Origin of the sequence: Enterococcus sp. DA9, from assembly GCF_008000875.1 — a bacterium.
In the GTDB taxonomy this organism is placed as follows: domain Bacteria; phylum Bacillota; class Bacilli; order Lactobacillales; family Enterococcaceae; genus Enterococcus_B; species Enterococcus_B lactis.
Genome location: NZ_CP042839.1, coordinates 387,891 through 414,396, shown reverse-complemented (window position 1 = coordinate 414,396; position 26,506 = coordinate 387,891). Strand labels below are relative to the sequence as shown.

Here is a 26,506-nt window from a genome sequence, read left to right as displayed (position 1 = left end):
GAGGTTTTTTTATTTTACAATGAAATGAGGAGCCTTCAATGGAATCTTTTGAAAAAAACTGGTATGTCTTGCATACATATTCAGGATATGAAAACAAAGTAAAAGCAAATATCGAATCTCGTGCGCAAAGTATGAAAATGGCCGACTTTATTTTCCGTGTCGTTGTTCCTGAAGAAAAAGAAACAGAAGTCAAAAATGGGAAAGAGAAAGAAATCGTTCATAAAACATTTCCAGGATATGTTCTTGTTGAAATGATCATGACAGACGCTTCCTGGTATGTTGTCCGTAACACACCAGGCGTGACAGGATTCGTTGGTTCACACGGAGCTGGAAGCAAACCAGCACCACTACTTCCAGAAGAAGTCAATCATATCTTGCGTTCTATCGGCATGAGTCTACGACAAAATGATTTAGAAGTAGAAGTTGGCGAAGTTGTGAAAATCATCGAAGGCGCATTTGCTGGATTAGAAGGACAAGTAACAGAAGTTGACGGAGAAAAAGAAAAATTGAAAGTCAACATCGATATGTTTGGTCGTGAAACAAGTACAGAACTTGATTTCGATCAAGTAGATAAAATCGATTAATAAAGAGACTTGAAATGTCGATCATACGATTGACCTTTCAAGTCTTTCTTTTTTCTATATGGAAAGGAAGAGGCGAATGACAAATCGAATCAAAAATGTATGCAAACATGCGGCTACAGCAGCTTTAGTGCTTATCAGCTTGTTTGCGATAAGTGGTTGCCAGACGACGAAGACTACTGCAGTTTCTGATAAAGAAAAAACGGTAGAATCCAGTAAAGTGATAGAAAAAACCACTATTCCAACACTTTTTTTCCATGGCTACAGCGGGACAGAAAATTCCTTTAAAGGGATGTTGCAACGTTTGGAAAAAAATCAAAAAGCAGTAAAAGAATTGGTTCTAATAGTAGAAGCCGATGGACAAATACAAGCAGAAGGAGACTTATCTGGAAAAGCAGACAATCCGATGGTCCAAGTATTGTTTGCAGATAATAAAAACAACGAGTGGAATCAAGCAGAATGGATCAAATCTTGTCTTTTGTATCTGAAAGAAAACTATAGCATAGACAAAGTCAACATCGTGGGACATTCAATGGGAGGAGTTAGCGCGTTACGCTATTTAGGAACATATGGACAGGATACGTCATTGCCGCAAGTTCAGACATTTACGGCAATTGGTGCACCTTTTAATGATTTTGTCGATGACAGTGGGCAATCTCTGACAGAGGAGTTAGCAAAGGGTCCTGCTGTTGTTTCTAGCCGCTATCAAGATTATCAGCAAATAATCGGAAATATGCCTACAACTACTCGATTTTTCCTGATTGCCGGACAATTGGACGAAGCAGACTTGAGTGATGGGACAGTACCGTTAAACAGTGCATTAGCTGTCTATGCGTTGTTGAAACAACACGGAAATGAAGTAGAAGAAAAAATAGTAAAAGGCGAAAATGCCGCTCATAGTATGCTTCATGAAAACCAAGAAGTAGATCAGCTTGTTAGTCGATTTGTTTGGAATGAATAGCAAGAAAAGGATCCGAGAGTAAATGTTTGGTTACTTTTTGTAAGAATAGTATGATTTACATGTAATCAAGAAGATGAAAGAAGGATCTACTATGACTTATCATACAAGTAATGAAGAACATCCAATCGATATTGTAAACATTGCCTCGCTAGAAGGTCGTGTAAAAGAGCGAATGGAAGCAGGAGCTTTTGGCTATATTCGCGGTGGTTCTGAAGATGAGTGGACGATGAAAGAAAATACGACTTCTTTTAATGCAAAAAAAATCATGCCACGGATATTACGCGGAATCGACTCAGCAGATTTGCATACATCAGTTTTTGGAATTGAATTAGACACACCGATTATCCAAGCGCCATCAGCGGCCCAAGGATTGGCACATGAAAAAGGGGAAGCTGATACAGCTAAAGGGGTAGCTGCTGCTGGATCAATCTTTTCCATCAGCACTTATGCGAATACGACAATCAAAGATGCAGCAGATGCAGCGCCAGATGCACCGCAGTTTTTCCAATTATATATGAGTAAAGACGATGGATTCAATGAGTTCATTTTGAACAAAGCAGTAGAAGCAGGGGCTAAAGCCATCATTTTAACGGCAGATTCAACGCTCGGTGGTTACCGTGAAGAAGATGTGATCAATCAATTCCAATTTCCATTACCAATGCCTAATTTAGCTGCTTATAGCGAACAAAGTGCAAGTGGGAATGGCGAAGGAAAAGGAATTGCAGAAATCTATGCAGCTGCAAAACAAGGCTTGACACCAGATGACATCAAAACAATCAAAGAAATCACCAATCTTCCAGTCATCGTAAAAGGAATACAATCGCCAGAAGATGCAGTCATCGCTATCTCTGCAGGGGCAGATGGTATCTGGGTATCTAATCATGGGGGACGACAATTAGATGGAGGTCCTGCTTCCTTTGAAGTATTGCCAAAAATTGCCGAAGTAGTCAATAAACGTGTACCAGTGATTTTCGACTCTGGCGTCCGTCGAGGAGAACATGTCTTTAAAGCTTTGGCAAGTGGTGCTGACTTAGTTGCGATTGGCCGACCAATAATCTATGGATTGAATCTAGGTGGGGCAGAAGGAGTAACCTCTGTTTTTGAACACCTGAACAAAGAATTGTCGATCACGATGCAACTTGCAGGAACAAAATCGATTGATGAAGTAAAAAATACGAAATTGATGGATTAATAAAAAAAACGAAGAGAGGCCTAACTGTGCGTCTCTTCGTTTTTTTGTGATAGAAATAACTAATCTCTTAATACTCGAAACTAGGTAACTTTTTTACGACCTCTTATTTAAAATCTCTTCTGTAAGTCGCTTAGCAGTTGGCGTAACAGCTAAGCCGCCTTCTGCTGTCTCTTTGAAAATCGATGGCATTTGTCGTCCGACTTGATACATCGCAGCAACGACTTCATCCGGTGGAATGACACTTTCGATACCCGCTAATGCCATGTCAGCAGAGATGAAAGCTTGAGAGGACCCTAAAGCATTACGTTTGACACAAGGTACTTCAACTAAACCTGCAACAGGATCGCAAATCAGTCCCATCATATTTTTCAATGTGATGGCTACTGCTTGAGCTGCTTGATGAGGAGTCCCGTTTTTTGCACAAACCAAAGCCGCCGCCGCCATTGCACTTGCAGAACCAACTTCTGCTTGACAACCCCCTTCTGCGCCACTAATAGAAGCGTTGTTCGCGATTACTAACCCGAAAGCGCCAGCAGTAAACAAGAATTCCAATTGCTGTTCATGTGACAAACCAAGCCGATCTCGGACAGCCATTAACACACCAGGAACAACCCCCGCACTTCCAGCAGTCGGCGTAGCACAAATCAATCCCATTTTTGCATTGACTTCGTTAACAGCTACAGCGTTGCGTACAGCCTTTAAGATCGTTTCTCCGCTCAAAAAATCTGCTTCGTTCAAATAATCATCTAATTTTTTTGCATCGCCACCGGTAATCCCTGTGACGGAGGTGACACCTTCTTTTCCCTCGTTGATCGATTGTTCCATTACTGAAAGATTTTTTTCCATAATCGCAATGATCTGACTACGGGAACGGCCGCTCATTTCCATTTCAACTGCAATCATCAATTCTGCTACACTTGAATAAGCTTTCGCTTGGTCTACTAATTCTTCAATCGATAAAAACATTTTTTCAGCTCCTTAATCGAAATAGTTTACGCTGTCGATATTTGGCAGATGTTTGAGTCTTCTTACTGTTTCTTCAACTTGAGGATTATCTACTTCAATGATCATGATGGCGCTTTCGCCTTTTGATTCCCGTGTCACTGTCATAGTACCGATATTCGTATTGGTTTCAGAAAGTATACCAGTCACTTTAGCGATCATCCCTGGAACATCTTGGTGAACAACGATCAAGGTAGGTGTTCCCATGCTTAAAGAAATTTTGAATCCATTCAATTCAGAAATCTGGATATTGCCACCGCCAATCGAAATGCCAGTAACTGAAAGCTTTCGTGTTCCTTTTTTTAGAAGCATCTTTACAGAATTCGGATGTTCGGCTTTTTCACTCTTAGGAACAAACAAGACTTCCATGCCAGCCTCATATGCCAATTTCAAAGAATCAGCTAAACGTTCATCATCAGGTTCCATTCCTAATAGACCACCAACTAATGCAATGTCTGTTCCGTGACCTCGATAGGTTTTTGCAAATGATTCATATAGATAAATATCTACAGAATCAGGTTGATCGCCAAATATACTGCGTATGATCTTCCCAATTCTAGCTGCTCCGGCTGTGTGGGAACTACTTGGACCAATCATCACAGGTCCAATAATATCAAAGACACTTCTATACCTTAAATCTTTCATTTTCTCCACCTCATTTTGTTATGTAGGAATCTTTGTACAAGGGTCTAAAAAACCGCGTTATTGTTTGCTTTCATCTGTTGAACCATGCTAGCGCAAGTGTAACATAAAAGAAGAAATGGGAACGAAAAATTGTTGTTTTTTTAGAATAAATTTAGCGTTTATTCAAGCAAAATGTAAAAATAGCAGAAAAAAATCTTGAAAAAACAAATAAATTTGCTATACTGTACCAGTGTGCATTGTTTTGCACATTATTTGTCTGGATTTTTTCAGATCAGATAAAACGTGGGAGGAGAAATATGCATCTCCAATTAACCACATCACGGACTTAAGGAGGTATGTCTCGTGGCAAAGAAAGTAGAAAAAATCGTTAAATTGCAAATTCCTGCAGGGAAAGCAACTCCAGCTCCACCAGTAGGTCCTGCACTAGGTCAAGCGGGTATCAATATCATGGGATTCACAAAAGAATTCAACGCTCGTACAGCTGATCAAGCAGGTTTGATCATTCCGGTTGTTATTTCTGTATACGAAGACCGTTCATTCACATTCGTTACAAAAACACCACCAGCTGCTGTTCTATTGAAAAAAGCAGCTAAAATCGAAAAAGGTTCAGGTGAACCAAACAAAAATAAAGTTGCGAAAGTTTCTAGCGATCAAGTAAGAGAAATCGCTGAATTAAAAATGGAAGACCTAAACGCAGCTAACGTTGAAGCAGCAATGCGCATGGTTGAAGGAACTGCACGAAGCATGGGGATCACTGTAGAATAATCTCTATACCCTAAGACAGCAGCTTCTCAGTTGGCTCTATATTGAAAGATATAGAACACGTGGGAGGTACAACCGTTATAACCACAATCAAGGAGGAACCAAAATGGCTAAAAAGAGCAAAAAAATGCAAGATGCATTAAAAAAAGTTGATTCAAGTAAAGTTTATCCTGTTGCCGAAGCAGTAGCTTTAGCAAAAGAAACAAACATTGCAAAATTTGATGCAACAGTTGAAGTTGCATACCGTTTGAACGTAGACCCTAAAAAAGCAGACCAACAAATCCGTGGTGCTGTTGTATTACCAAACGGAACTGGTAAAACACAAACTGTTTTAGTTTTTGCTAAAGGAGACAAAGCAAAAGAAGCTGAAGCAGCTGGTGCAGATTTCGTAGGTGACGACGACATGGTTCAAAAAATCCAAAACGGATGGTTTGACTTTGACGTAGTTGTTGCAACACCTGATATGATGGCTACTGTAGGTCGTCTAGGACGTGTATTAGGACCAAAAGGCTTAATGCCAAACCCTAAAACTGGTACAGTTACAATGGATGTAACAAAAGCAGTAAACGAAGTGAAAGCTGGTAAAGTAACTTACCGTGTAGACAAAGCTGGAAACATCCATGTACCAATCGGAAAAGTTTCATTTGATGATGAAAAATTAGTTGAAAACTTTGCAACAATCCATGATGTATTGCTAAAAGCTAAACCATCAGCAGCTAAAGGTCAATACATGAAAAATGTAACGATCACAACAACATTTGGACCTGGTATCCATGTTGACCAAGCTTCTTTCTAATCAAATATTAGAACGTTGATTGATCCAACTGAAAAATAATTCTTGACTCAACTAGTTTAGCATGCTAAGCTAGTTGAGGTTAATAATTAACTTGTACCGAAGACAGTAGGTGGCGCCAAGCCTTAATTTCCTACCGAGGACGTTTATTGAATATATTCAATAGTCCCTCTATGTCTGCGGTGGCATAGAGTTTTTTATTGTGAATCACTATGAACGAAGAGAATAGATGATGAACAATACTGGTTGAGCAAAGCGAAAGGAGTTTCCTTTCGAGCAAAGCGAGTAGAATCACTATGAACGAAGAGAATAGATGATGAACAATACTGGTTGAGCAAAGAAACTATACAAGTGATTTGCCTTTTCAGTTCAAAAAACTCTTCCATCAAAATTCAGGAGGTGAAACTCAAAAATGAGTGAAGCAATTATCGCAAAAAAAGCAGCAATCGTTGATGAAGTAAGCGAAAAATTTACAGCAGCTGCATCAGTAGTAGTCGTTGACTACCGCGGATTAACAGTTGATGAAGTAACACGTTTACGTAAACAACTTCGTGATGCTAACGTAGAAATGAAAGTTATCAAAAACTCAATTCTTTCACGTGCAGCTAAAAAAGCTGGCCTTGAAGGTATGGACGAAGTATTCACTGGACCTACAGCCGTTGCATTCAGTAACGAAGATGTAGTTGCACCAGCGAAAATCATGGACGAATTTGCTAAAGAAGCAAAAGCATTAGAAATCAAAGGCGGTATCATCGAAGGTAAAGTATCTTCATTGGAAGAAATCACAGCATTGGCAAAATTGCCAAATCGCGAAGGACTTCTATCTATGTTGCTATCTGTACTACAAGCGCCAGTCCGCAACGTGGCTTACGCTGTCAAAGCAGTGGCAGACAAAGAAGATGGAGATGCAGCTTAATTGCCGCATAAAGTATTAAATAAAAAAGAACATTTAAACGGAGGAAATTATAATGGCATTGAACATTGAAAACATCGTTGCTGAGTTAAAAGAAGCAACTATCCTAGAACTTAACGACCTAGTTAAAGCTATTGAAGAAGAATTTGGCGTATCTGCTGCTGCTCCTGTAGCTGTAGCTGCTGCTGGTGGCGCTGCTGCTGCTGAAGAACAAACAGAATTCACTGTAGAATTAACTGCAGCTGGAGACCAAAAAGTTAAAGTTATCAAAGCAGTTCGTGAAGCAACTGGCTTAGGCTTGAAAGAAGCTAAAGCTGTAGTTGATGGCGCTCCTGCACCAGTTAAAGAAGGCGTATCTAAAGAAGAAGCTGACGAATTGAAAGCTAAACTTGAAGAAGTTGGCGCATCTGTAACTGTTAAATAATTTTTTAACTATTTAAAAGCACTGAGATCCTATCTTGGATTTCGGTGCTTTTTTGTTTTTATGTTAAACTATTATTTAATGAATATAGTTTTTTTCAGGAGGTAATATGAAAAAGAAAAAAATCCGATTGATTTTGATCACGTTGGGAGTCGTTCTGATACTTATGGTGGGCTATCGGTTGTATTTGGAATATCAGACAGATATACAATTATTTTTAAACCCTAGAGCAAGTAAGGAAGAGCTGCTTGCACATATTCGTTCTCATGGTTTTTCTGCATCGCTACTCTTGATTGTGTTGACAGCGGTGATGTGTGCTGTTCCGGGTATCCCTACTTCGGTTATTGGTGTCATTGCCGGATTGAGCTTTGGTCCGTTTATTGGGGCAGGTATCAATGTTTTAGGGAATGCTCTGGGCAATATTTCCGCTGTGTTTTTGATGCACCGATTGAAGTTTTTAGACAAGAAAACTGAAAAAAATCATTGGGTGCAATCCATTCGGCAAATGAGACATCCCAAAATAGGCGTAATGTTAGGTTACATGATACCGGTGATCCCATTTTCTATGGTCAATTTTGCTGCAGATGCGATGAAATTGCCTCTTCAGCAAATCGTAATGTCGATCGTGATTGGAGTCATCCCTTCATCTGTGTTGTATGCGTGTGGGGGAGAAGCTCTGTTTCACGGATATAACAAAACTGCAGTCACGTTGGTTGCAAGTGTTACTGTGTTAGTAGGGTTAGTTGTCTTCATTTATAAAGATCGCAAGAAAAAACAAGGAAAACAAAGACAAAAATAATAAGTATGGCGAATAGTTGTATTTTTCTATTTCCAATCTTTTCCATAAGTTGTAAACTAAGATAGGAAATGGGGGAAATCAATGGAGAGTAAAGAAAAAACACCTTTAACAACATCGCTTATTTTATTATTATCAATCACTTGCGGCGTCGTTGTTGCCAATATGTATTATATCCAGCCGATTGGAACAAAAGTAGCAGCTAGTTTATCTGTTAGCACAAGTGCAGTCGGGATATTGACAATGTTGACCCAGTTGGGCTATGCACTAGGGCTACTGTTTTTAGTTCCTTTAGGAGACGTGGTGGATCGTCCAAAATTAATTATACGAATGGCAGCGTTATCTGCTATCTCGCTGTTGGCCGCTTTTTTTGCGCCTTCGTTTGCGTTATTTGCATGCGCTTCTTTTTTAATAGGATTACTTTCAATCGTGCCGCAAATTATCATTCCTTACGGTGCGGTACTAGCAGGACCAAAAGCAAGAGGAAAAGTCATGGGAACATTGCTTAGCGGTTTACTCGTGGGGATTTTGCTTTCTCGGACTGTATCTGGTATTGTTGCCAGTCTTTTTTCTTGGCGGATGATCTATTTATTTGCTTTATGTGCCGTCGGGATTCTTACACTTCTGCTTTACTGGAAGATGCCGCGTTCTGTCCAGCAAAGTAGTACATCTGTTTCATACCTTGATTCACTCAAAAGTTTGCCGCATTTAGTTGCCTCTCAACGTTTATTAAGAGAAGCGGCAGTCAGCGGATTTTTTATGTTTGGCACATTTTCAATCTTTTGGTCTACGTTGATTTTTTATATCAGCAGTCCCGCTTACAATTGGGGGACTTTTGAAGCAGGGATATTAGCGATTTTTGGGTTGTCTGGAGCAGTCGCTGCACCTATCGTGGGACGACTGGCAGATTCTTATTCTGAAAGAAAAATTGTATATATGGGACTTGTTATGCAAACAATAAGTTTTATTGCTTTATTGGTTGGCGGAAGCCATTTGGCCATTTTGCTTTTAGCTATTATTTTATTAGACGTCGGGAATCAATTTGGTCAAGTCGCCAACCAAACACGAGTACAAGGACTAGGTGAAGCAGCAAGCAACCGAAATAATACTGTATTTATGTTTATGTACTTTATTGGAGGTGCGGCTGGTTCATTGCTAGGGACGACCATGTGGCAACAGTATGGTTGGTTAGGTGTAACGGTTAGCGGACTTGTTTTTCAGGGATGTGCGTTTTTCTTTCAGTTCGTTGTTTTTCGAGAGAAAAAAGAAAACTGAACAACAAAAAAACTGATGATCATGCTATCATCAGTTTTTTTGTCTTTTTGTCTCATTACTTTGGTTCAATCTCAATGACTCGTTGAACAAGATCTTGATAAAATTCTTGTTCATGAGAGACGATGATCACCGTTCCTGGAAATTTCCGAATGCCATCTTGTAAGCTTTCTTTTGTTTCTTGATCAATATGGTTCGTCGGTTCATCGAGAATCAGTAAATTACCTTGGTTCATTGTCAACTGTGCAAGTTTCACCTTGGTTTGTTCTCCACCACTTAGTGTAGTGAGAGGTTCGCTTGCTAATTGATTGACTAGTCCAGCTTTAGCTAATTGGCGACGTAATTCTTTGATAGTCGCTTTTGGAAATTGACTGCTTAAGTATTGCAGTGGTGTTTCTAATGGATTTTCCCAGTATAGATCTTGTGAAAAGTAATTGATTTTTGTGTTATCTGGGAAGTGGAAATCGCCACTTATTTTTTCGATCTCACCAATCAATGTTTTTAACAAAGTAGATTTCCCAATCCCGTTGAAGCCTCGAATGGCAATATTTTCACCAAACCGGATGGTCAAATTAATGGGCGCAAGTAGCGGTCGATCATAGCCGATGACTAAATCAGTTGTTTCCACTGCCAACGTCGTGACAATAGGCGAGAATGGAAAATCAAAGACAGCTTTACTTGCTGAAGCGGGAGGCGTCAACCGTTCGATTTTATCTAATTGTTTTTGTCGGCTTTTTGCCATCGTTGATCGGGAACCGGCTTTGTATTTCCGAATATAAGCTTCAGTCTTTTCGATTTGTTTTTGTTGAGCATGATATTGGCGCAAATAGCTTTCACGATTTTGTTTCTTTTGTTTCAATGCTTGTTTTAGATGGCCAGTATACTTAGTAATCTTTCCAAACTCGATGTCTGCGATATGGGTGGTGATCTGATCAAGAAATTCTTGGTCATGGGAAATCACGATATACGCACCGTCAAAATCCTGAAGAAACTGCGTCAGCCATTGGATGTGCTGATCATCTAAGTGATTGGTTGGTTCATCTAAGATTAGAACATCTGGGTTTTCTAAAAGTAGTTTTGCTAAAATCACCTTTGAACGTTGTCCACCACTTAGATTTTTCAACAGTGAATCTAAACCTAAGACATCGATCCCCAACCCGCTGCTCATCTCAGCAACTAAGGTGTCGATTTGATAAAACACTCCTTGGTCTAATTCCGTTTGGAGTTTCCCAGCTTTTTCTAGCAAGGAATCATCGAAGGTCTCGCTATATGTTTGGTAAAGAAAAGCAATTTTTTCTTCTTTTTCGTATTCTTTTGCGTACGCAGTTTTTAGAAATTCTTCGATCGATAATGTTTCATCGACTTCTACATATTGATCAAGGTAACCTTTATGAATATTTTTTTGCCAATGGATCTGTCCATCATCTGGCAGGATCTCACCAGTGATGATTTTAATCAATGTACTTTTGCCGGCTCCGTTTTGTCCGATCAGCCCAAGATGCTCGCCAGCGTTTAATTGCAGATCGACCCCTTCGTAGAGGATTTTATCGCCGAACTGCTGGGTGATGTTGTTTAATGTCAGTATACTCATAATAACTCCTTTTTCATAAAAAAACTGCAGACATAAAGTGTCCACAGTGAATCAATTGCTTGGTTTTCATGCAACATGGATTGTTTGATTGAACCATCTTATGAAACCTAACACGGATGCCCTTTTGTTGTCAAGAAAATGAAAAAAATAGAATTTGGTCTATACTGATTATTGTAAAAAGAAAAAAAGAATGCTATAATTGGGCTATACCAAAACACAAAGGAGCAATCACTATGGAAATCATTCGTGTAAAAAACGCTGAAGAAGGCGGAAAAAAAGCATTTGAAATCATCAAAGAAGGTATGAACAAAGGTGCAAAAGTATTAGGATTGGCAACAGGAAGCACACCAGTTACTTTATATAAAGAAATGACTTCAAGCGATTTGGATTTCAGTGAAATGACTTCTGTAAACTTAGATGAGTACGTTGGACTAGGTGGTTCAGATGAACAAAGCTACCGCCATTTCATGGATGTCCAATTATTTGATAAAAAACCATTCAAGGAAACATTTGTACCAGATGGGAAAGCAGAAGATCTGGAAGCAGCATGCAAAAAGTATGATCAAATCATCGATGCTCATCCAATCGATATCCAAATTTTAGGAATCGGGCAAAATGGACATATCGGGTTCAATGAACCTGGTGCTTCATTTGACGGAACAACTTCAGTAGTTGATTTGACAGAATCAACGATCAATGCAAACAAACGATTCTTTGATAAAGCAGAAGATGTACCAACAAAAGCTGTTTCAATGGGAATTGGCTCAATCATGAAAAGTAAAGAAATCGTCTTGATGGCGTTTGGCGAAAGCAAAGCTGATGCAATCAAAGGGATGATTGAAGGACCTGTAACGAATCATTTACCAGCAAGTGTATTGCAAAACCACGACAATGTCGTTGTGATCATCGATGAAGAAGCAGCAAGTAAATTGTAATTTACCAAAGAGGCTGGGACAGAAGCGTTTAACTCCAAGAAATAAGAAGGAATTCACGAAAATTGCTTTTCAAATTTCTGTGAATTTCAGCTTATTTCCGAAGGAGTTGCTTCTGCTTCCGCCGTTTACACATGTTTAGAGTGTGTGACAAAAGTTTTTCTTTACTTTTGTCCCACGCTCTTTTTCGTAAGAGGTAAAAATTGCACTTTTTTTGTCTGCTCCTTTCAGACATGATATATTGGACTGGAGGGTGTTTAGATGAATGATATGGTATTGACAATTCCAGAGATTATTTTACGTTTAGGGATCGCTATGCTATTTGGCGGAGCAATTGGCTTTGAGCGACAATATAAAAATCGTCCAGCAGGAATGCGTACGCATATTTTAGTTTGTATGGGAGCATGTATCATTGCATTGATCCAAGTCGAGATCGCTAGTGGAGCATTAAGAGATGCTTTAGCGTATCCACAGCTTGCTGGAACGATCCGTTCAGATGAAGCAAGGCTGATTGCTCAAGTAGTGAGTGGCGTCGGTTTCTTAGGTGCAGGAACGATCATCGTCACGAAACAATCAGTGACGGGACTTACGACTGCCGCTTCTTTATGGGCTATTGCCGGATTAGGGATCGCCATCGGCATGGGTTACTATTCCATTGCGATCATCAGTTTTATCGGGATTGCTATTGCACTCACAGTAGTGAAACGCGTGATCCATGTACCTACGACTAAAAAGTTAGAAATCCAATTTATCCATAGAAAAGAAACCAAAGATTTTCTTACCGATTATTTTGAAGAGAAAAATATCGTGATCGAAGATGTGAATTTTGATGTGAAATTCGTTGATGACTATCGTGTATATAAAAATATATATACGATCGATCTTCCTAAAGGACTCACTTATGCCGATGTAATCGAGGAATTGTCCGTGCACAAAAATATCACAAAGCTACATTTAGTCAGTATTGCGCAATAAACGATCTGCCCAAAACGATTTTTATTTTGGGCGGATCGTGTTTTTGTTGAAGTACTCTTCTGATCAGTAAAATACCTTTCCTTTTTTATTTTGTTTTTTTTAAGCAAATGAAAATCTCAGCGCGTAATTCTTTGTTAAATGATAGAATAGAAGTATCAAAGGAACTTGGAGGAGAGGTATGCAATCACGTTTTAAACAATCAAAATTATTTTTCTGGACAGTGGAGCTAGTACTCACGATCGTCGGTGTGTATTTCATTTTACAAATGCCGAATATTTTTAGTCCAATATTGAAAATGCTTTCGGCTATTTTTTTGCCGTTGCTTGTTGCTGGTTTTATCTATTATATGTTCGATCCAATCGTTGTTTTTCTCGAAAAACATCGGATTCCGAGAGTGTTGGGTTTTTTATTGACATTTTTGGTCGTAATCATTTTAGTTGTTTTGGCTGTCATGAATGTAGTACCTCAGTTAGTGGAGCAGACGATTCAATTGACTCAGAGCCTGCCAATCTATGCAGATGAAACAAGCAAATGGCTAAATGAATTGGCGCAGCGAGAAGAGTTTAAAAATTTCAATTTGGAAGAACAATTAGCATCAGCGAATTTATCTCTCAGTAATTTGTTCAATATCATATTGGTCAGCTTATCTGCAAGTGTCACTAAAATCATTTCATTCATGATGCAATTTTTTATTTTGTTATTTACGGTTCCATTTATTTTGCTGTTTATGTTCAAGGATGGACACAAATTTATTGATGCGTTGTCTCATTTCTTTCCGAAAGCGATTCGTAAAGAGTTGCGACAAACAGTGAAAGAATTAAATGAAACATTATCTGCCTATATCAGCAGTACGATCTTAGATGCTTTGATTATTGGTGTGATGAGCTTTTTGGCAATGAGAATATTCAATCAGCCTTATAGCTTATTGCTTGCGGTCATTTGCGGCATCACGAATATTATCCCATATGTCGGCCCTTTTATTGGAGCAGTACCAGCAATCATTGTCGGTTTGTTTATCTCTCCATTTCAAGCTTTGTACATGGCGTTGTCGATTTTAGTGATTCAGCAATTAGATGGAAATTTGATCAAGCCGTTGTTGTTTGGAAAATCAATGAATATCCATCCACTGACGATCATCTTGGTATTGATTGGAGCAGGAAGTGTCGCAGGAATATTAGGCATGCTGATTTGTATACCTGTCTATGCAGTGATTAAGACAATAATATTAAATATTCGGAAAATCTATTTATTGAGAAAAATGGAACATGTTTCTGAAAAGTTAGATAGTCCAAAAGTGCTGGAAGAAACAAGTGAATAAGCCTATTTAAAAAGGGATCTTAGCGTTCATTTTATTTAGATGTACGTTGAGATTCTTATTTATATGATCCAGTTGATGCTTTTTTATAATCTAATCGATCCGTCCTGTTTAGGGTGGACGAATGAGCAAATCATGGGGTAAATATTGTTTACTGGAAATGGCTCAAAGGTATATTAGATTTCTTTCATTTTAGATAGAGTAAGTAAAACGAAGAAACCACAAGAAATGCTTCCAAGAGAAAACAATACTAAGCGTGTTAACATATTAAGTTTTGACTATCCTGTTTTCTCACTCATTTCATTTTCATCTCACTCAGAAGTCTCTCCTGAAACCGATTTTCTACCATGGTATCCTAAAGAAAAAGAATTCGGAGGGTTGTCATGAATCAGTTAAAACAAAATCTATTTTTGACGCGGCGCGATTTTGAAGAAGCACTAGAGGAGATAATTCTGCCTTTAAAACAGGAACTATTCAATAGTGAAAAACCAGGAGTACGTCTAGGGAGTAGCGGCGCGGTTTATGACGAGAAGAGAGCAGAAATGGAGGCATTTATTCGTCCATTATGGGGATTGGCACCTTATTGGATGAACCATGAGACGAAAGATGAGTTGAAAGACGTCTATCGAAAGAAAATCTTGAAAGGGATGAATCCAAAAGATTCTTTTTATTGGGGAGATATTAACGATTATGACCAATATATCGTAGAAATGGCAGCGTTATCTTTGAATCTGTTATTGAATCGAAACTATTTCTTTGATGAACTGTCAGGCACTTCCAAACAACAGTTGATTCATTGGCTAAAACAAGCCTTAGATAAAAAAATACCTAAAAATAATTGGACATTTTTCAAAATTTTGATCCGAATCGCTTTAAAACATTGTGGTGAATCATTAGATAAAGAAAAAATGGAAGCAGAATTACGCTTTATTGATACGATGTATGTAGGAAAAGGCTGGTATATCGACGGTAAATCTTCGCAAAAAGATTACTATGTTCCTTTTGCTTTTCATTATTATGGATTGATTTTTGCCAAGTTAATGAAAGACGACTTTCCTGAATGGTCAGAAAAATTCATCTATCGTGCAAAAGAGTTTACGAAGGACTATATTTATTATTTCGACTCCGATGGAGAAGCGTTACCTTATGGACGAAGTCTCATCTATCGATTTGCACAAGGTGCTTTTTTTTCTGCATTGATTTTTGCAGAAGTGGAAGCAATCCCTTGGGGTCAGATAAAGACGCTTCTTTCCAACCATATGAAGCAGTGGATGTCACACGATATCTTTACTTATGACGGACGGCTATCCATTGGGTATCATTATGAGAATCTTGTGATGGCAGAAGGTTATAACGCACCGGGGTCTCCCTATTGGGCATTAAAAGTATTTTTATTACTAGCAACTAAAAAAGAACATCCGTATTGGGAAGCCAAACCTGAACCAGTCAATACCAAAGAGAAAAGATTGATTGATAATGGAAATATGCTTTTGTGTCAGGCAAAAGAAGGAAAACATGTACTTGGTTATCCACATGGTTTGATGATCGATGGCCAAGCGCATGCCCCAGCGAAATATAGTAAGTTTGTCTACTCTACTAAATTCGGCTTTAGTGTGCCAAAAGCGGGAATCACATATGAAGAAGGGGCATTTGATAATACATTAGCTCTTTCAAGAGACGGTGAATATTTCAGGACAAAGAAAAAGGTACGAAGTAGTGAAGCAACAGAGACTTTTGTTATGTATGAATGGCAACCATTCCAAGAAGTGCTGATCCAAACAGAAATTTACCCATTTGGTGAATGGCATGTTCGATTCCATGAGATATATACGACGATTCCTTTAGAGATAAGAGAAGGCGGATTTAGTCTTTTGGTAAAAGAACCAGAAATAACTTTGTCGAAAGACTGTGCGAAAATAAAAGAAACGCATGTGTCTCAAATCATTGCAATCGAGGGGTATGAAGAAGCAGGTATTCAGGTACTAGAACCAAATACTTCTGTATTCTTTCCAAGAACCAATCTTCCCTATTTGAAAAAGAAAATCGAACCTGGCACCCATCGCTTTATTTGTTTAGTTGGCGGAATAATAAATGGAGGAGAAAAAAATGATCCAAATTGAACTAAAAAATAAAAATAATCAAGTAGTTATTGGCAAAATCGATCACGAGAAAAAAGAAACCGTATTTTCTGCAAATGGAGAAGAAATAGCAGTTTTAGCAATCAAAAATCACACATATGAAGTAGGAGACAAACTGGTCATAACGAAAGAGAAAAATGATTACTATTTTGTTGTGCAATTAGATGAAACATTGGCACCAACACTTCTTTATATTCCAGAGAAGAAATGGGAATATGTGATTCCGCTAGAAGAAACGAAAGCTTCAGTAGAGACGGGATTTCGTTCAAAAAGACATCACATATATGTTCGTAAAGCCTATGATTTTGAAGTGGAAAGCTATCGAAATGTATCTACAAACCCTCATGATCAAAAATTGATCAGTGGAGCATATCCACATGCATACGCTAATGTAGAGACGAGAAATGATGTGACTTTTTTTGCTAAAAATGCGATTGACGGAAAGTTTGGTAATCGCTCACACGGATCCTATCCATTTACTTCTTGGGGAATCAATCAGCAAAAAGATGCAACTTTGACGATCGACTTTGGACGCTCAATCCAAACCGATCGAGTAGATCTTTTGTTTCGAGGAGATTATCCACATGATAGCTATTGGACAGAAGTTTCTATTTGTTTTTCTGATGGAGAAACAATAAAAGTATCAACAACAGATACGCTTGAATTTCAATCGTTTTACTTTCCCGAAAAAATGACGAGTTCAGTTACTTTGAAAAATTTGAAAAAAGCAGAAGATACATCACCATTCCCAGCATTAACACAAATTGAGATTTTCGGACGAGAAGTAATCACTTGTACTTGATTAAGAGAAATAATGATAGAAAAGCTATTCACTATATAAGGGAATCCGCTTTGAAAATCGAACAATGATTTTCGTAGGACTCCCTTTTTGTATAAGCTAATTTACAGGATGATTATTTTGGATCGTTCATGACAAATCTTTTTTTATTGGTTGATCTGAAAAAATCAATGTATCAATTGATATACCTTCTGTTTCAAAAATAACCACTTCATTTCTGCCTTTTTTTAGTACATCTTTTGGACAATATAGTGATAAAACAGGCCCATGATTCCAGTACCTCCCGAGATTGAATCCATTGACGATGACGATCCCCTTACCATATAAAGAACAATCGATATAAGCATCTGCTTCTTCAGCAAGATCAAACTCAAATTGATAAAAAGAAGGCTGTGATGGGTCTTTGCCAGCGGAATAGTCGATTTTATCTAGTTGAGCTTGTTCGAAAGTCAATGGGTAATGGCGGTATCCAAGATGGAAATGGATATCTTGCATGACACCATTGCGAATCCCTTTTGATTGGGAGGGACTATTCAATTTTGCACCGTAATTAACTCTTCCTAAATTCTCAACTAGAACATCTAATGCGATAGTGGGCTGATTTTTTTGTCCTTCAATCATCATTTCATCACCCAGTGTTTCTTGTGTTTGCGTTTGGTCGTATTTGCCGTCAATATATATTTGTGCACGATCGTTTGTTTCGATTAAACGTAATTTATTTTTATGTCCGTAATTTTTTAAGGTAAGTGAATATAATAAATAGCCGTAGCCATTGCTTGCTTGTTCCATTGTCAAAGGGTAATCTGTTTTGATTTCTTCACAGATCTGTTCTTTTATATGAAATAGAGAAACGCTTCTATTTACCGGATAAGTCCCTAGATTTTTTAACGTTTTTGTTCGGGGCTCTGCTTGCCAAACAGATGGACAAACTTCTTTGATGACCCTTTGAACTGCATAATATTTCTCAGTAGGTTGTCCAGCTTCGTTTAATAGTGCATCGTAATCATAGCTTGTGATTTGCGGAAGATCTGTATTGCCTCGAGCAGAACACCCATTATAAAAACCAAAATTTGTTCCCCCGTGGAACATATAAAGATTCAAGGAACCAATTTCTAACATCTCTTTTACTTCAGTTGCTAATTCTTCGGGATCACGCGTAATGATAGGTTCTCCCCATCGATTAAACCATCCATCCCAATACTCCATACACATGATCGGCCAATTTTTTTGATGATTCTGCATAAATTCTTTTAAGACCTGCGCATTTTCTTTTGAGTGGCTTCCAAAATTACCAGTCACAAAAATGTCTTCATCAATTAATGTACCAGCATCTAACACCTCTAGCCAAGCACCATCGGAGGTAAATAAAGGAACATCAATCGAATGTGCAAGCATCAATTCTTTTGTTTGGCGTAAATAAGATTTTTCCATTCCGTAAGAACCGTATTCATTTTCGAGCTGCATCATGATGACTGGACCACCTTGTGTGATCTGAAGAGGTGCAAGTTTTGGTAGAAGTACTTGATAATAATTTTTCAATTTTTCCATAAATCGAGGATCGGTAGAACGTACTCTTATATTAGGTTCTTTCAATAACCAAGCAGGTAATCCACCAAATTCCCATTCAGCGCAAATGTAGGCGCAAGGACGTAAAATTACCATCAAGTCTAATTCTTGTGCAATTTTTACAAATCGAACGACATTTTTGAATCCGGAAAAATCAAAGGAACCTTCTTGTGGTTCGTGAAGATTCCACGGAATATAAGTTTCAACCGTATTTGCTCCTAGTGCTTTTAAATTATATAAACTGTGCTCCCATTGAGAAGGGGGTATTCTGAAATAATGGATTGCCCCACTAATGATTTTTGTAGGAATACCGTCGACTAAAAATTCGTCTTTTATTTTAAATGTTTGCATGTCTATTCATTCTCCTTACCAGTAAGTGTTCCATTCAGGTTTTGCTAAACGCATAAGCGCTTCTAAATAAAAGTAGTCGCCCCATAGATTTGGCTCATCGACTCCTTTTCCTTCCGCATGAGCATAAACGCTATGTAAAAGAATTCCTTCATTTTCTGGATCATTTTTAGCAGTATAGTGTGTTCCTAATTGATAAATCATTCCTTTTGCTATTTCTTTTGCTTCAGGATACGCTTCCATTTTTTCTGCTTCTAATAATCCACATGCAGCAATCGCTAGAGAAGAACTGTCTTTATCTGATGGAAAATCATCATTGAAATCAAAATCCCAGTAAGGTACAAGATCTTGAGGTAAATGTTCTAAGAAAACATCGACGATCGCTTTGTAGTTCAACGGAAAAGGAACAGAATGCAAGTATCGCTCGTTTAGTGGAATCCCTAAAATCGCCCAACTTTGCCCTCTAGCCCAGATCGACTCATCACTATGACCTTGATGTGTTGCACCATGTGTTGGAACTCCTGTGTTTGAGTCAAAATAATAGGTATGGAAAGTCGTGGCATCTTCACGAATCACGGTATGCAACAATGTCTGGTAATGCTTGAAAGCCACTTCTTTATAATGTGGGTCATTAGAAAGCGTACATGCTTGGAACAACAAAGGAAGATTGATCAAAGAATCAATAATCAAGCGGTATTCGAGAGGATCACCGTATGCTCCCCAAGCTTGGATAAAATTCCCTTTGTTCTGAAATCTTGCCACTAAAATATTCGCAGCTTGTAAAAGCGATTCTTTACACAACTGACTATCCACGACTTTATACCCGGCTCCAGCAGATAAACTATAAAGAAAACCGATATCATGATGATCAAGGATGAAGTGTTGGTCTAAGCGTTTTTGAAAGCTATGGATATTTTCCATTGCACGTACTAGAAATTTCTCTTCTTTTGTCCATTCATAAGATAACCAAAGCATTCCCGTCCAAAAACCATTTGTCCAATCATCATTTTTTTTGATTCGATATTTTCCGTTTGTTGCACAAGCTGAAGGGAAATCTAACCCGAAACGAACCATATTTTTTTTGATACGCATCATGCACCATTCAAATTGTTCATCCAACCAATTTTTATCTACAAATGTTCCCAATTCAATCAACATTTCCTTTTTTTGTTGAAGATTCATAGCTACCTCCTCTTAAAATGTTAACATATTAACTTTAAAATAGTATAACGTATTTAGAAAAAAAAAGCGAGTATTCAAGAGGATTTAAAAAAGTTTCTTAGAAGAGAGCAAACAAAAAAGTGAAAGCTATTCCGCTTCCACTTCAATTTTTGTTTTAAAGTATTTCCAATGTTTATAACTGATGATATATTCTGCTACACTTTGATCTGCTAAGTAAGAGTGTTTGATTTGTTGTACAACAGGTTCTCGGAAACTTAGATTCAATAGATTAAGTAGTTCTGCATGCTCTGGGAAAACAATTTCATTTGTTTCCACAGAAGCAAGGGAAAAAAGATCAATCCCAAAATCTTTACGAACTTTTTCGTATATACTTGAATAGACAGAAATATCTTTTGCTATTGGTTCTTTCACTAATTTTTTTGGTAAGTGAGTGATGTGGACCAAAAAGGGTGTGTCTTCAAAGAAACGAACACGTTTAATTTTATAGTAAGAAGCATTTGCTGGTAAGCCTAATTCCTTTAAAATATCCATTTCATTTTCTTCCTCAATCGAGAGTACTTTAACTTTTTCTTTATCTAAAGAATGTAGTTCGATATCAGAGAATTTCACACTTTGAGAAACTTTTGATTTTGAAACGAATGTTCCTTTTCCTTGGATACGATAGAGATAGCCTGCAGCAGTTAGTTCATTGAGAGCCTTGACTGCAGTAATTGAACTAACAGAATATTTCCGTTTGATATCTGCTTCTGAGTAAAATTTATCACCAGGAATAAAGTGGTGGTTTTTGATTTCTTCAAGTAAGTCTTGCTTGATTTGCTCGTATTTAGGAATCATACTAGAAGTCTTCCTTTCTTTCATCATCATTATCTAATAGGATAACATGTTAACATATCCAAATCAATTAAAACCCATAAAGTCTGCTATTGCAGAAGTAAATAAAATTATGACGGTAGATGAATTTAGTGGAACTTTATAAAAATAATAGAAGTAAATTGGGATAAAACATCACATTTTAGAAAGCGGATACAAAAATGTCTGATGCAATGGACAAATTTCAGTGAAACAGATGGGGTAAAAATGGTTATGATAAAGATACAAAGGGGGAAGGATCATGACTAGTCAAATGAATCGAGAAAATAAATTAGTGCTACTATTGTCAAAACAAAATCATTACATGACTTCAGAAGAATTAGCTGATTTATTAGATACCTCGACTAAAACGGTCTACCGCTTAGTAAAAAAATAAATACAGAATTTCAAAATGGTCACTTGATTTTATCAGAAAAGGGGAAAGGGTATAAATTAGACTACGAAAAATTTATTGAACGAAACAAAGAAACAAATAATCTATCAATTAGTCTATCGCCAAATGAACGTCAGAATCGTGTAATGGAGGAACTTTTACTGTCTTCACCAAGAGCAATCAGGATATCTGAGCTTTTTAATGCCTACGAGGTGGGTGATTCGGCAATTTCCAATGATGAAAAAAGTATCGCCCAAAAGTTGAGGAAGTTTGATCTTCAATTGATTCGAAAAAATCGGACATTAGCCATCAAAGGTTTAGAAGAAGATATACGTAGAGGGCTTGCAGAAGTTATTTGGCGCATGAATATCCTTGATATAGATGAAATAAATGCTTCGAAAACGTTCAATTTCAATCGTTACGATGTCTTGTTCGTTTCAGATCAATTAAAGCTAATCGAAAAAATATTAGAAGGTGGACTTCCTTATCCTTACAATGTCAATATTTTTTCACATCTGTATATCTTGATCAGTCGCTCAAGGAAAAGGAGTGCTCCCGCCAGAGAAGAGGAACTAACCACGGAACAAATTGAATTCTTTGAAAAAGATAACCAAATTAAAAAAACAGCCGAAATCGTTATACAAAATGTTGAAAAATATCTGGCAACTTCGTTATCTGTGAATGAATCTTACTATCTCTATCAGTATCTAGTTTCCTCAAGAATGGAAAAAACAACAAAAGAAATAAAAAAATTTCCAGAAGAGGTAGAAAAAATCACTACTTACTATTTAGAAGAAGTAGGCAAACGAATCAATATGAAAGTGACAAATGAAAGTATTTTTATTGATCTAGCCAATCATATCAAACCAATGATCAATCGCTTAAAAAACCGTATCCACGTAAAAAATGGCTTGTTGGACCAAATTCAGCTGACCTATGAAAAAATCTATAACAGTGTGTCTGAAGTATCTAAAGAAGTCAGTCAGCACTTCAAATTACCTCTAATCATGCAGATGAGATTGGCTTCATAACGTTGTATTTCGCACGGATGTTAGAAACACAACAATTACCGATTCAGACATTGATTATGTGTACGACAGGTATTGGAACTTCTGAATTGTTGAAAGCAAAAATCATCAAAAAATTTCCAGACTTAAATATAGTAGATGTCATTGCGACAAAAAACTATCGTACGGCTTTAGAAAAAAATCCGAACATCGAATTGATTTTGACAACAGTTGGAATCCGCTCACGATTAGGAGTCCATACATTACTTGTTAGTGCGATGCTAACAGCAGATGATCAATCACGAATCCAGAAAAAGATTGGGGAAATCTATAATGAAAGATGAGTTCATCGAAAGAATCGAAGTATCCGTTACTTCTCAACGAGAGGCATATCATTGGTTAGCAAGTTCACTTTACCCTGGAGAAGAAGAGAAAATAAGCATATTGATGGAAGCTTTTCTTATGCGTGAACAAAATGGAAATATTCAAATCGAAGAGGGGATCATTCTTCCTCATATTGAACATGAGTTGATCACTGAATCAAAAATCATCATTTTGTATCCCCAAAAAACCATTATTCAATGGAACGAAGCAATCGAACAAGTCGATTTGATTCTTTTTGTATTGCTTTCGCCAAACGAAACTACGGAAAAAAAGAAGAAAATAGCGAATTTCATGAGATGTTTAGCGGACGAAAGATTTATTCAAACATTAAAGAAAAGAAAATAAGGAGAGACAAAAGATGAAAATCGTAGGAGTAGCCGCATGTACAGTTGGGATTGCCCATACGTATATTGCACAAGAAAAATTAGAAAATGCAGCCAAAAAAGCAGGACACGAGATGCACATCGAAACGCAAGGAACGATTGGAATCGAGAATGAATTAACCCCAGAGCAAATAAAAGAAGCAGATCTCGTGATTCTGGCAATTGATGTGAAAATAAGCGGCAGAGAACGATTTGAAGGAAAACGTATCATTCAAGTCCCCACTGAAATCGCCGTAAAGTCACCCAATAAACTGATCGAAAAAGCACAAGAAATAATTGAAAAACAACTTGCTTGATCATAAGGAGGGAAAAAAGATGGAAAAGATAAAAAAGTTAAATTTAAAGGGACATTTATTGACAGCGATTTCTTATTTGATTCCAATCGTTTGTGGAGCAGGATTCTTGATTGCTATCGGGATGGCGTTCGGTGGGACAAGTCAAGGAACACTGGTACAAGGTGAATTTTCTTTTTTTGATGCTTTAGCAACAATGGGAGGCGCTGGTTTAGGGTTACTTCCTGTAGTCATTGCAACGGGGATTTCTTATTCTATTGCAGCAAAACCAGGGATTGCTCCAGGGTTCATCATCGGATTGACAGCGAATGCTATTGGGGCTGGTTTTATTGGAGGGATATTAGGTGGCTATCTTTCTGGATTTCTCGTGTTAGCTATTTTAAACCATGTGAAAGTCCCAAATTGGGCAAAAGGACTGATGCCAACATTGATTATTCCCTTTGTTGCTTCTATCCTAGGTGGGTTAATCATGGTCTATATCATTGGAACTCCTGTTGCCTTGTTTACGTCTATTCTTACGAATTTCTTAGAAGGATTAGGTAATTCGTCCTTGTTGATTTTTGGCGGTGTGATCGGCTTACTAAGTGGCGTTGATTATGGTGGACCAATTAACAAAACGGTTTTTGCTTTTGTTCTCACAATGCAAGCAGAAGGAATCAATGGGCCAATTACAGCCCTCCAATTGGTGAATACGGCGACGCCTATCGGGTTTGGATTAGCTTACTTTGTCGCAAAAATATTTCGGAAAAACATCTATACAAAAGTGGAAGTCGAAACATTGAAATCAGCTGTTCCAATGGGTGTGATCAATATTGTCGAAGGTGTGATCCCACTAGTGATGAATGATATCGTCCGAGGTGTGGTTGCTACGGCTATTGGCGGATTTGCTGGTGGTGCAACGACAATGATCCTAGGCGCCGATGCAACAGTACCCTTTGGCGGTGTATTGATGATTCCGACGATGTCCAGACCTTGGGCAGGCGTGATAGCAATCTTAGTGAATGTTCTTGTGACAGCCGTTGTTTTGGCAATTATTAAAAAAGATGTGGGAAAAGAAGTCGAATCCGTAGTGGAAAAGGAAGAAGAAGATATTGACTTGGGAGACATTCAGATTTTCTAAGTCCTTCATTTAGTCGGGGATTCAATCATTGATTTTTAAATAAAGGAGTCTTATATATGAGTAAAGTTTTGTTCTCACCATCTTTAATGACGATGGATCTGGATAAATTTAAGGAACAAATTGAGTTTTTGAATCAGCATGTCGATTCTTATCATATCGATATCATGGATGGCCATTATGTACCTAATCTGACATTGTCTCCATGGTTCATTGAGGAAGTGCGAAAAATCAGTCATTTACCAATGTCTGCCCATTTAATGGTCACAGACCAAAGTTTTTGGGTGAATCAATTGATTTCACAAAAATGCGAATGGATTTGTATGCATGTCGAATGTTTAGATGGGCTAGCCTTTCGATTGATTGATCAGATCCATGCTGCAGGACTAAAAGCAGGAGTCGTATTAAATCCTGAAACACCTATTGAAACTATTTTCCCTTATATTGATTTAGTGGATAAAATCACTATCATGACAGTCGATCCCGGTTTTGCTGGACAGCGCTTCATCGAAAGCACATTAGATAAAATCGTTGATTTAAGAAAACTTCGTCAAGAAAAGGGATATCATTATTTGATTGAAATGGACGGATCTTCGAATCGAAAATCATTTAAGCGAATTGATCATGCCGGACCAGATATCTATATCATCGGCCGTAGTGGATTATTTGGTTTAGACGAAGACATTGAGAAATCATGGGCCATCATGAAAAGAGACTATGAGGAAACAACTGGAAAAAGTATAGAATAAGGAAATAGTTAAAAAGGTGAGAGGCAAAAGTTTAAGAGTTACTTTTGCCTCTCACCTTTTTGTATGCTGATACTTTTTAGATAATTGTACAGAAATAAAAAAACATAATATGTTAAGATGTTAGGTTTACGAATGAGATAAACTATGTTATAGTGTGCTTGTACAAAAGATAATATGTTAAGTAGGATTTTATTTTTGGGGAGGAAAATTGATGCAGAATATTATATTGATTAGTCATGGCAGTATGGCTGAAGGCGTCAAGGCAAGTTTAGAAATGATCGTCGGAAAGCAAGATCATGTTCATGTCGTTGCGTTGACGCCTGATGGGGACAATCGGCAATTCGAAGAAGAATTATTAAAAAAAATGAAAGCCCTTAACGGCTCATCCTTGATTATTGCAGATCTTTTAGGTGGTACGCCATGTAATGTAGCATTAAGTAACTATCTAGAATCAGAAAATGTAGAAATTATTGCAGGGATGTCTTTACCATTAGTCATAGAAGCAACGTTGAATTCAACTGCTACGGTAAAAGAATTGATCCAAGCAGCAACAACTGGCATTGTTGATGTGAAGCAAAAAATGAAACAAACAGAAATCGAAAAAGAACCAAGCCTACCAAAGGATAATAGCCAATTGTATGAGGCATATAAAGGAAAAGAAAATATCGTGAATGTCAGGATAGACGAGCGTTTGATCCATGGACAAGTTGCGGGCATCTGGGCGCCCAGTTTGCACACACAGCGTATCATTGTAATCAACGATGAAGCAGCAGCAGATTCGTTACAAAAATCTTCCTTAAGAATGGCAGCGCCTACATCGATGAGACTTTCAGTTTTGCCGGTTGAATCTGCTGCGAAAAATATACGTTCAGGAAAGTATGGAAAACAGCGTCTATTCCTAGTATTCAAAAATCCAACAGATGTCTTACGTTATTTGAAAGCCGGAGGAAAGCTAACACACGTAAATGTTGGAAATATGAGTTATAAAGAGGGATCAAAAGACATAACAAAAAGTATCAAAGTATTAGAAGAAGAAATTGATGTGTTCGAATCAATTGCAGCAATGGATATAAATGTAACCGCTCAATTGGTACCAAATGATCCAGTTGTTGACTTCATGGATAAACTGAGAAATTAAATAAAAAT

General features: G+C 37.7%; 25 protein-coding genes, 1 pseudogene and 1 other annotated feature. Of the genes and pseudogenes, 20 read left to right on the top strand and 6 right to left on the bottom strand.

What is annotated here, in order from left to right; all coding sequences use genetic code 11:
• Positions 1–38 precede the first annotated feature (38 nt).
• The 3 genes from nusG to FTX43_RS02810 all read left to right on the top strand — a co-directional run bounded on the left by nusG (position 39) and on the right by FTX43_RS02810 (position 2,734).
• The gene (gene nusG / locus FTX43_RS02820; protein ID WP_002294580.1) at positions 39–584 is read left to right on the top strand and encodes a transcription termination/antitermination protein NusG; all 546 of its coding nucleotides are present in this window, start codon (positions 39–41) and stop codon (positions 582–584) included.
• A gap of 58 nt (positions 585–642) precedes the next feature.
• A complete protein-coding gene (locus tag FTX43_RS02815; protein ID WP_002314138.1) occupies positions 643–1,542 on the top strand; it encodes an alpha/beta fold hydrolase in 900 nt (299 codons plus the stop codon).
• A 91-nt stretch (positions 1,543–1,633) separates the two neighbouring features.
• On the top strand, positions 1,634–2,734 hold the full coding sequence (locus tag FTX43_RS02810; RefSeq protein WP_080491742.1) for a lactate oxidase: 1,101 nt from the start codon (positions 1,634–1,636) through the stop codon (positions 2,732–2,734).
• A 93-nt stretch (positions 2,735–2,827) separates the two neighbouring features.
• Here FTX43_RS02810 and sdaAA read toward each other — a convergent pair whose 3' ends face one another.
• Together sdaAA and sdaAB are read right to left on the bottom strand one after the other, a co-directional pair.
• On the bottom strand, positions 2,828–3,700 hold the full coding sequence (gene sdaAA / locus FTX43_RS02805; protein ID WP_002309997.1) for an L-serine ammonia-lyase, iron-sulfur-dependent, subunit alpha: 873 nt from the start codon (positions 3,698–3,700) through the stop codon (positions 2,828–2,830).
• Between the two features lie 12 nt (positions 3,701–3,712).
• Positions 3,713–4,381 carry an L-serine ammonia-lyase, iron-sulfur-dependent subunit beta gene (sdaAB, locus tag FTX43_RS02800; protein WP_073490488.1) on the bottom strand — a complete coding sequence of 223 codons (669 nt, stop codon included), beginning with the start codon at positions 4,379–4,381 and terminating at the stop codon, positions 3,713–3,715.
• A 342-nt stretch (positions 4,382–4,723) separates the two neighbouring features.
• Between sdaAB and rplK the strand changes: the two genes are divergently transcribed.
• From rplK to FTX43_RS02770, 6 genes are all read left to right on the top strand, one after another.
• Positions 4,724–5,146, top strand: coding sequence for a 50S ribosomal protein L11 (rplK, locus tag FTX43_RS02795; RefSeq protein ID WP_002291638.1), 423 nt, complete (start codon positions 4,724–4,726; stop codon positions 5,144–5,146).
• Positions 5,147–5,249: 103 nt separating this feature from the next.
• On the top strand, positions 5,250–5,939 hold the full coding sequence (rplA, locus tag FTX43_RS02790) for a 50S ribosomal protein L1 (protein WP_002291636.1): 690 nt from the start codon (positions 5,250–5,252) through the stop codon (positions 5,937–5,939).
• Between the two features lie 78 nt (positions 5,940–6,017).
• Positions 6,018–6,145 (top strand) — a sequence feature (ribosomal protein L10 leader region).
• A gap of 203 nt (positions 6,146–6,348) precedes the next feature.
• Positions 6,349–6,852, top strand: a complete 504-nt coding sequence (gene rplJ / locus FTX43_RS02785) for a 50S ribosomal protein L10 (protein ID WP_002291634.1) — start codon at positions 6,349–6,351, stop codon at positions 6,850–6,852.
• Positions 6,853–6,904: 52 nt separating this feature from the next.
• The gene (rplL, locus tag FTX43_RS02780) at positions 6,905–7,273 is read left to right on the top strand and encodes a 50S ribosomal protein L7/L12 (RefSeq protein ID WP_002291633.1); all 369 of its coding nucleotides are present in this window, start codon (positions 6,905–6,907) and stop codon (positions 7,271–7,273) included.
• Between the two features lie 106 nt (positions 7,274–7,379).
• Complete coding sequence (locus FTX43_RS02775; RefSeq protein ID WP_147606720.1) at positions 7,380–8,069, top strand: TVP38/TMEM64 family protein; 690 nt, start codon at positions 7,380–7,382, stop codon at positions 8,067–8,069.
• 81 nt (positions 8,070–8,150) lie between these two features.
• Entirely contained in the window at positions 8,151–9,341 is a 1,191-nt protein-coding gene (locus tag FTX43_RS02770; RefSeq protein WP_002310000.1) for an MFS transporter, read from the top strand.
• Positions 9,342–9,396: 55 nt separating this feature from the next.
• Here the strand turns inward: FTX43_RS02770 and FTX43_RS02765 are convergent, their stop codons facing one another.
• Entirely contained in the window at positions 9,397–10,929 is a 1,533-nt protein-coding gene (locus FTX43_RS02765; protein ID WP_147606718.1) for an ABC-F family ATP-binding cassette domain-containing protein, read from the bottom strand.
• A 233-nt stretch (positions 10,930–11,162) separates the two neighbouring features.
• Here FTX43_RS02765 and nagB point away from each other — a divergent pair, with 233 nt between their 5' ends.
• The 5 genes from nagB to FTX43_RS02740 all read left to right on the top strand — a co-directional run bounded on the left by nagB (position 11,163) and on the right by FTX43_RS02740 (position 17,091).
• Entirely contained in the window at positions 11,163–11,864 is a 702-nt protein-coding gene (nagB, locus tag FTX43_RS02760; protein WP_002287787.1) for a glucosamine-6-phosphate deaminase, read from the top strand.
• 258 nt (positions 11,865–12,122) lie between these two features.
• Entirely contained in the window at positions 12,123–12,836 is a 714-nt protein-coding gene (locus FTX43_RS02755) for an MgtC/SapB family protein (protein WP_002290559.1), read from the top strand.
• Positions 12,837–13,014: 178 nt separating this feature from the next.
• On the top strand, positions 13,015–14,154 hold the full coding sequence (locus FTX43_RS02750) for an AI-2E family transporter (RefSeq protein WP_002345547.1): 1,140 nt from the start codon (positions 13,015–13,017) through the stop codon (positions 14,152–14,154).
• A gap of 380 nt (positions 14,155–14,534) precedes the next feature.
• Positions 14,535–16,271, top strand: coding sequence for a DUF2264 domain-containing protein (locus FTX43_RS02745; protein WP_087063222.1), 1,737 nt, complete (start codon positions 14,535–14,537; stop codon positions 16,269–16,271).
• Positions 16,258–17,091 (top strand): hypothetical protein, encoded by an 834-nt coding sequence (locus FTX43_RS02740; protein WP_086307486.1) that lies wholly within the window; start codon positions 16,258–16,260, stop codon positions 17,089–17,091. The genes FTX43_RS02745 and FTX43_RS02740 overlap by 14 nt, the downstream gene beginning before the upstream one ends.
• 126 nt (positions 17,092–17,217) lie before the next feature.
• On the opposite strand, the gene FTX43_RS02735 is transcribed toward FTX43_RS02740, so the two are convergent.
• The 3 genes from FTX43_RS02735 to FTX43_RS02725 all read right to left on the bottom strand — a co-directional run bounded on the left by FTX43_RS02735 (position 17,218) and on the right by FTX43_RS02725 (position 21,018).
• On the bottom strand, positions 17,218–19,005 hold the full coding sequence (locus FTX43_RS02735) for a beta-galactosidase family protein (protein ID WP_002314131.1): 1,788 nt from the start codon (positions 19,003–19,005) through the stop codon (positions 17,218–17,220).
• Between the two features lie 15 nt (positions 19,006–19,020).
• Positions 19,021–20,184 carry a glycoside hydrolase family 88 protein gene (locus FTX43_RS02730; RefSeq protein ID WP_147606716.1) on the bottom strand — a complete coding sequence of 388 codons (1,164 nt, stop codon included), beginning with the start codon at positions 20,182–20,184 and terminating at the stop codon, positions 19,021–19,023.
• Positions 20,185–20,310: 126 nt separating this feature from the next.
• On the bottom strand, positions 20,311–21,018 hold the full coding sequence (locus tag FTX43_RS02725; protein WP_002290565.1) for a GntR family transcriptional regulator: 708 nt from the start codon (positions 21,016–21,018) through the stop codon (positions 20,311–20,313).
• Between the two features lie 277 nt (positions 21,019–21,295).
• Here FTX43_RS02725 and FTX43_RS02715 point away from each other — a divergent pair.
• The 6 genes and pseudogenes from FTX43_RS02715 to FTX43_RS02690 all read left to right on the top strand — a co-directional run bounded on the left by FTX43_RS02715 (position 21,296) and on the right by FTX43_RS02690 (position 26,498).
• A pseudogene (locus FTX43_RS02715) lies at positions 21,296–22,778 on the top strand (BglG family transcription antiterminator).
• Entirely contained in the window at positions 22,768–23,163 is a 396-nt protein-coding gene (locus tag FTX43_RS02710; protein ID WP_002316826.1) for a PTS sugar transporter subunit IIA, read from the top strand. The pseudogene FTX43_RS02715 and the gene FTX43_RS02710 overlap by 11 nt, the downstream one beginning before the upstream one ends.
• Before the next feature lie 13 nt (positions 23,164–23,176).
• On the top strand, positions 23,177–23,497 hold the full coding sequence (locus tag FTX43_RS02705; RefSeq protein WP_002345542.1) for a PTS fructose transporter subunit IIB: 321 nt from the start codon (positions 23,177–23,179) through the stop codon (positions 23,495–23,497).
• Between the two features lie 19 nt (positions 23,498–23,516).
• Positions 23,517–24,614 carry a PTS fructose transporter subunit IIC gene (locus tag FTX43_RS02700; protein ID WP_002310017.1) on the top strand — a complete coding sequence of 366 codons (1,098 nt, stop codon included), beginning with the start codon at positions 23,517–23,519 and terminating at the stop codon, positions 24,612–24,614.
• 56 nt (positions 24,615–24,670) lie between these two features.
• Entirely contained in the window at positions 24,671–25,360 is a 690-nt protein-coding gene (alsE, locus tag FTX43_RS02695) for a D-allulose 6-phosphate 3-epimerase (RefSeq protein WP_002314126.1), read from the top strand.
• A 211-nt stretch (positions 25,361–25,571) separates the two neighbouring features.
• Complete coding sequence (locus FTX43_RS02690) at positions 25,572–26,498, top strand: PTS mannose/fructose/sorbose transporter subunit IIAB (protein WP_002316822.1); 927 nt, start codon at positions 25,572–25,574, stop codon at positions 26,496–26,498.
• Positions 26,499–26,506 lie beyond the last annotated feature (8 nt).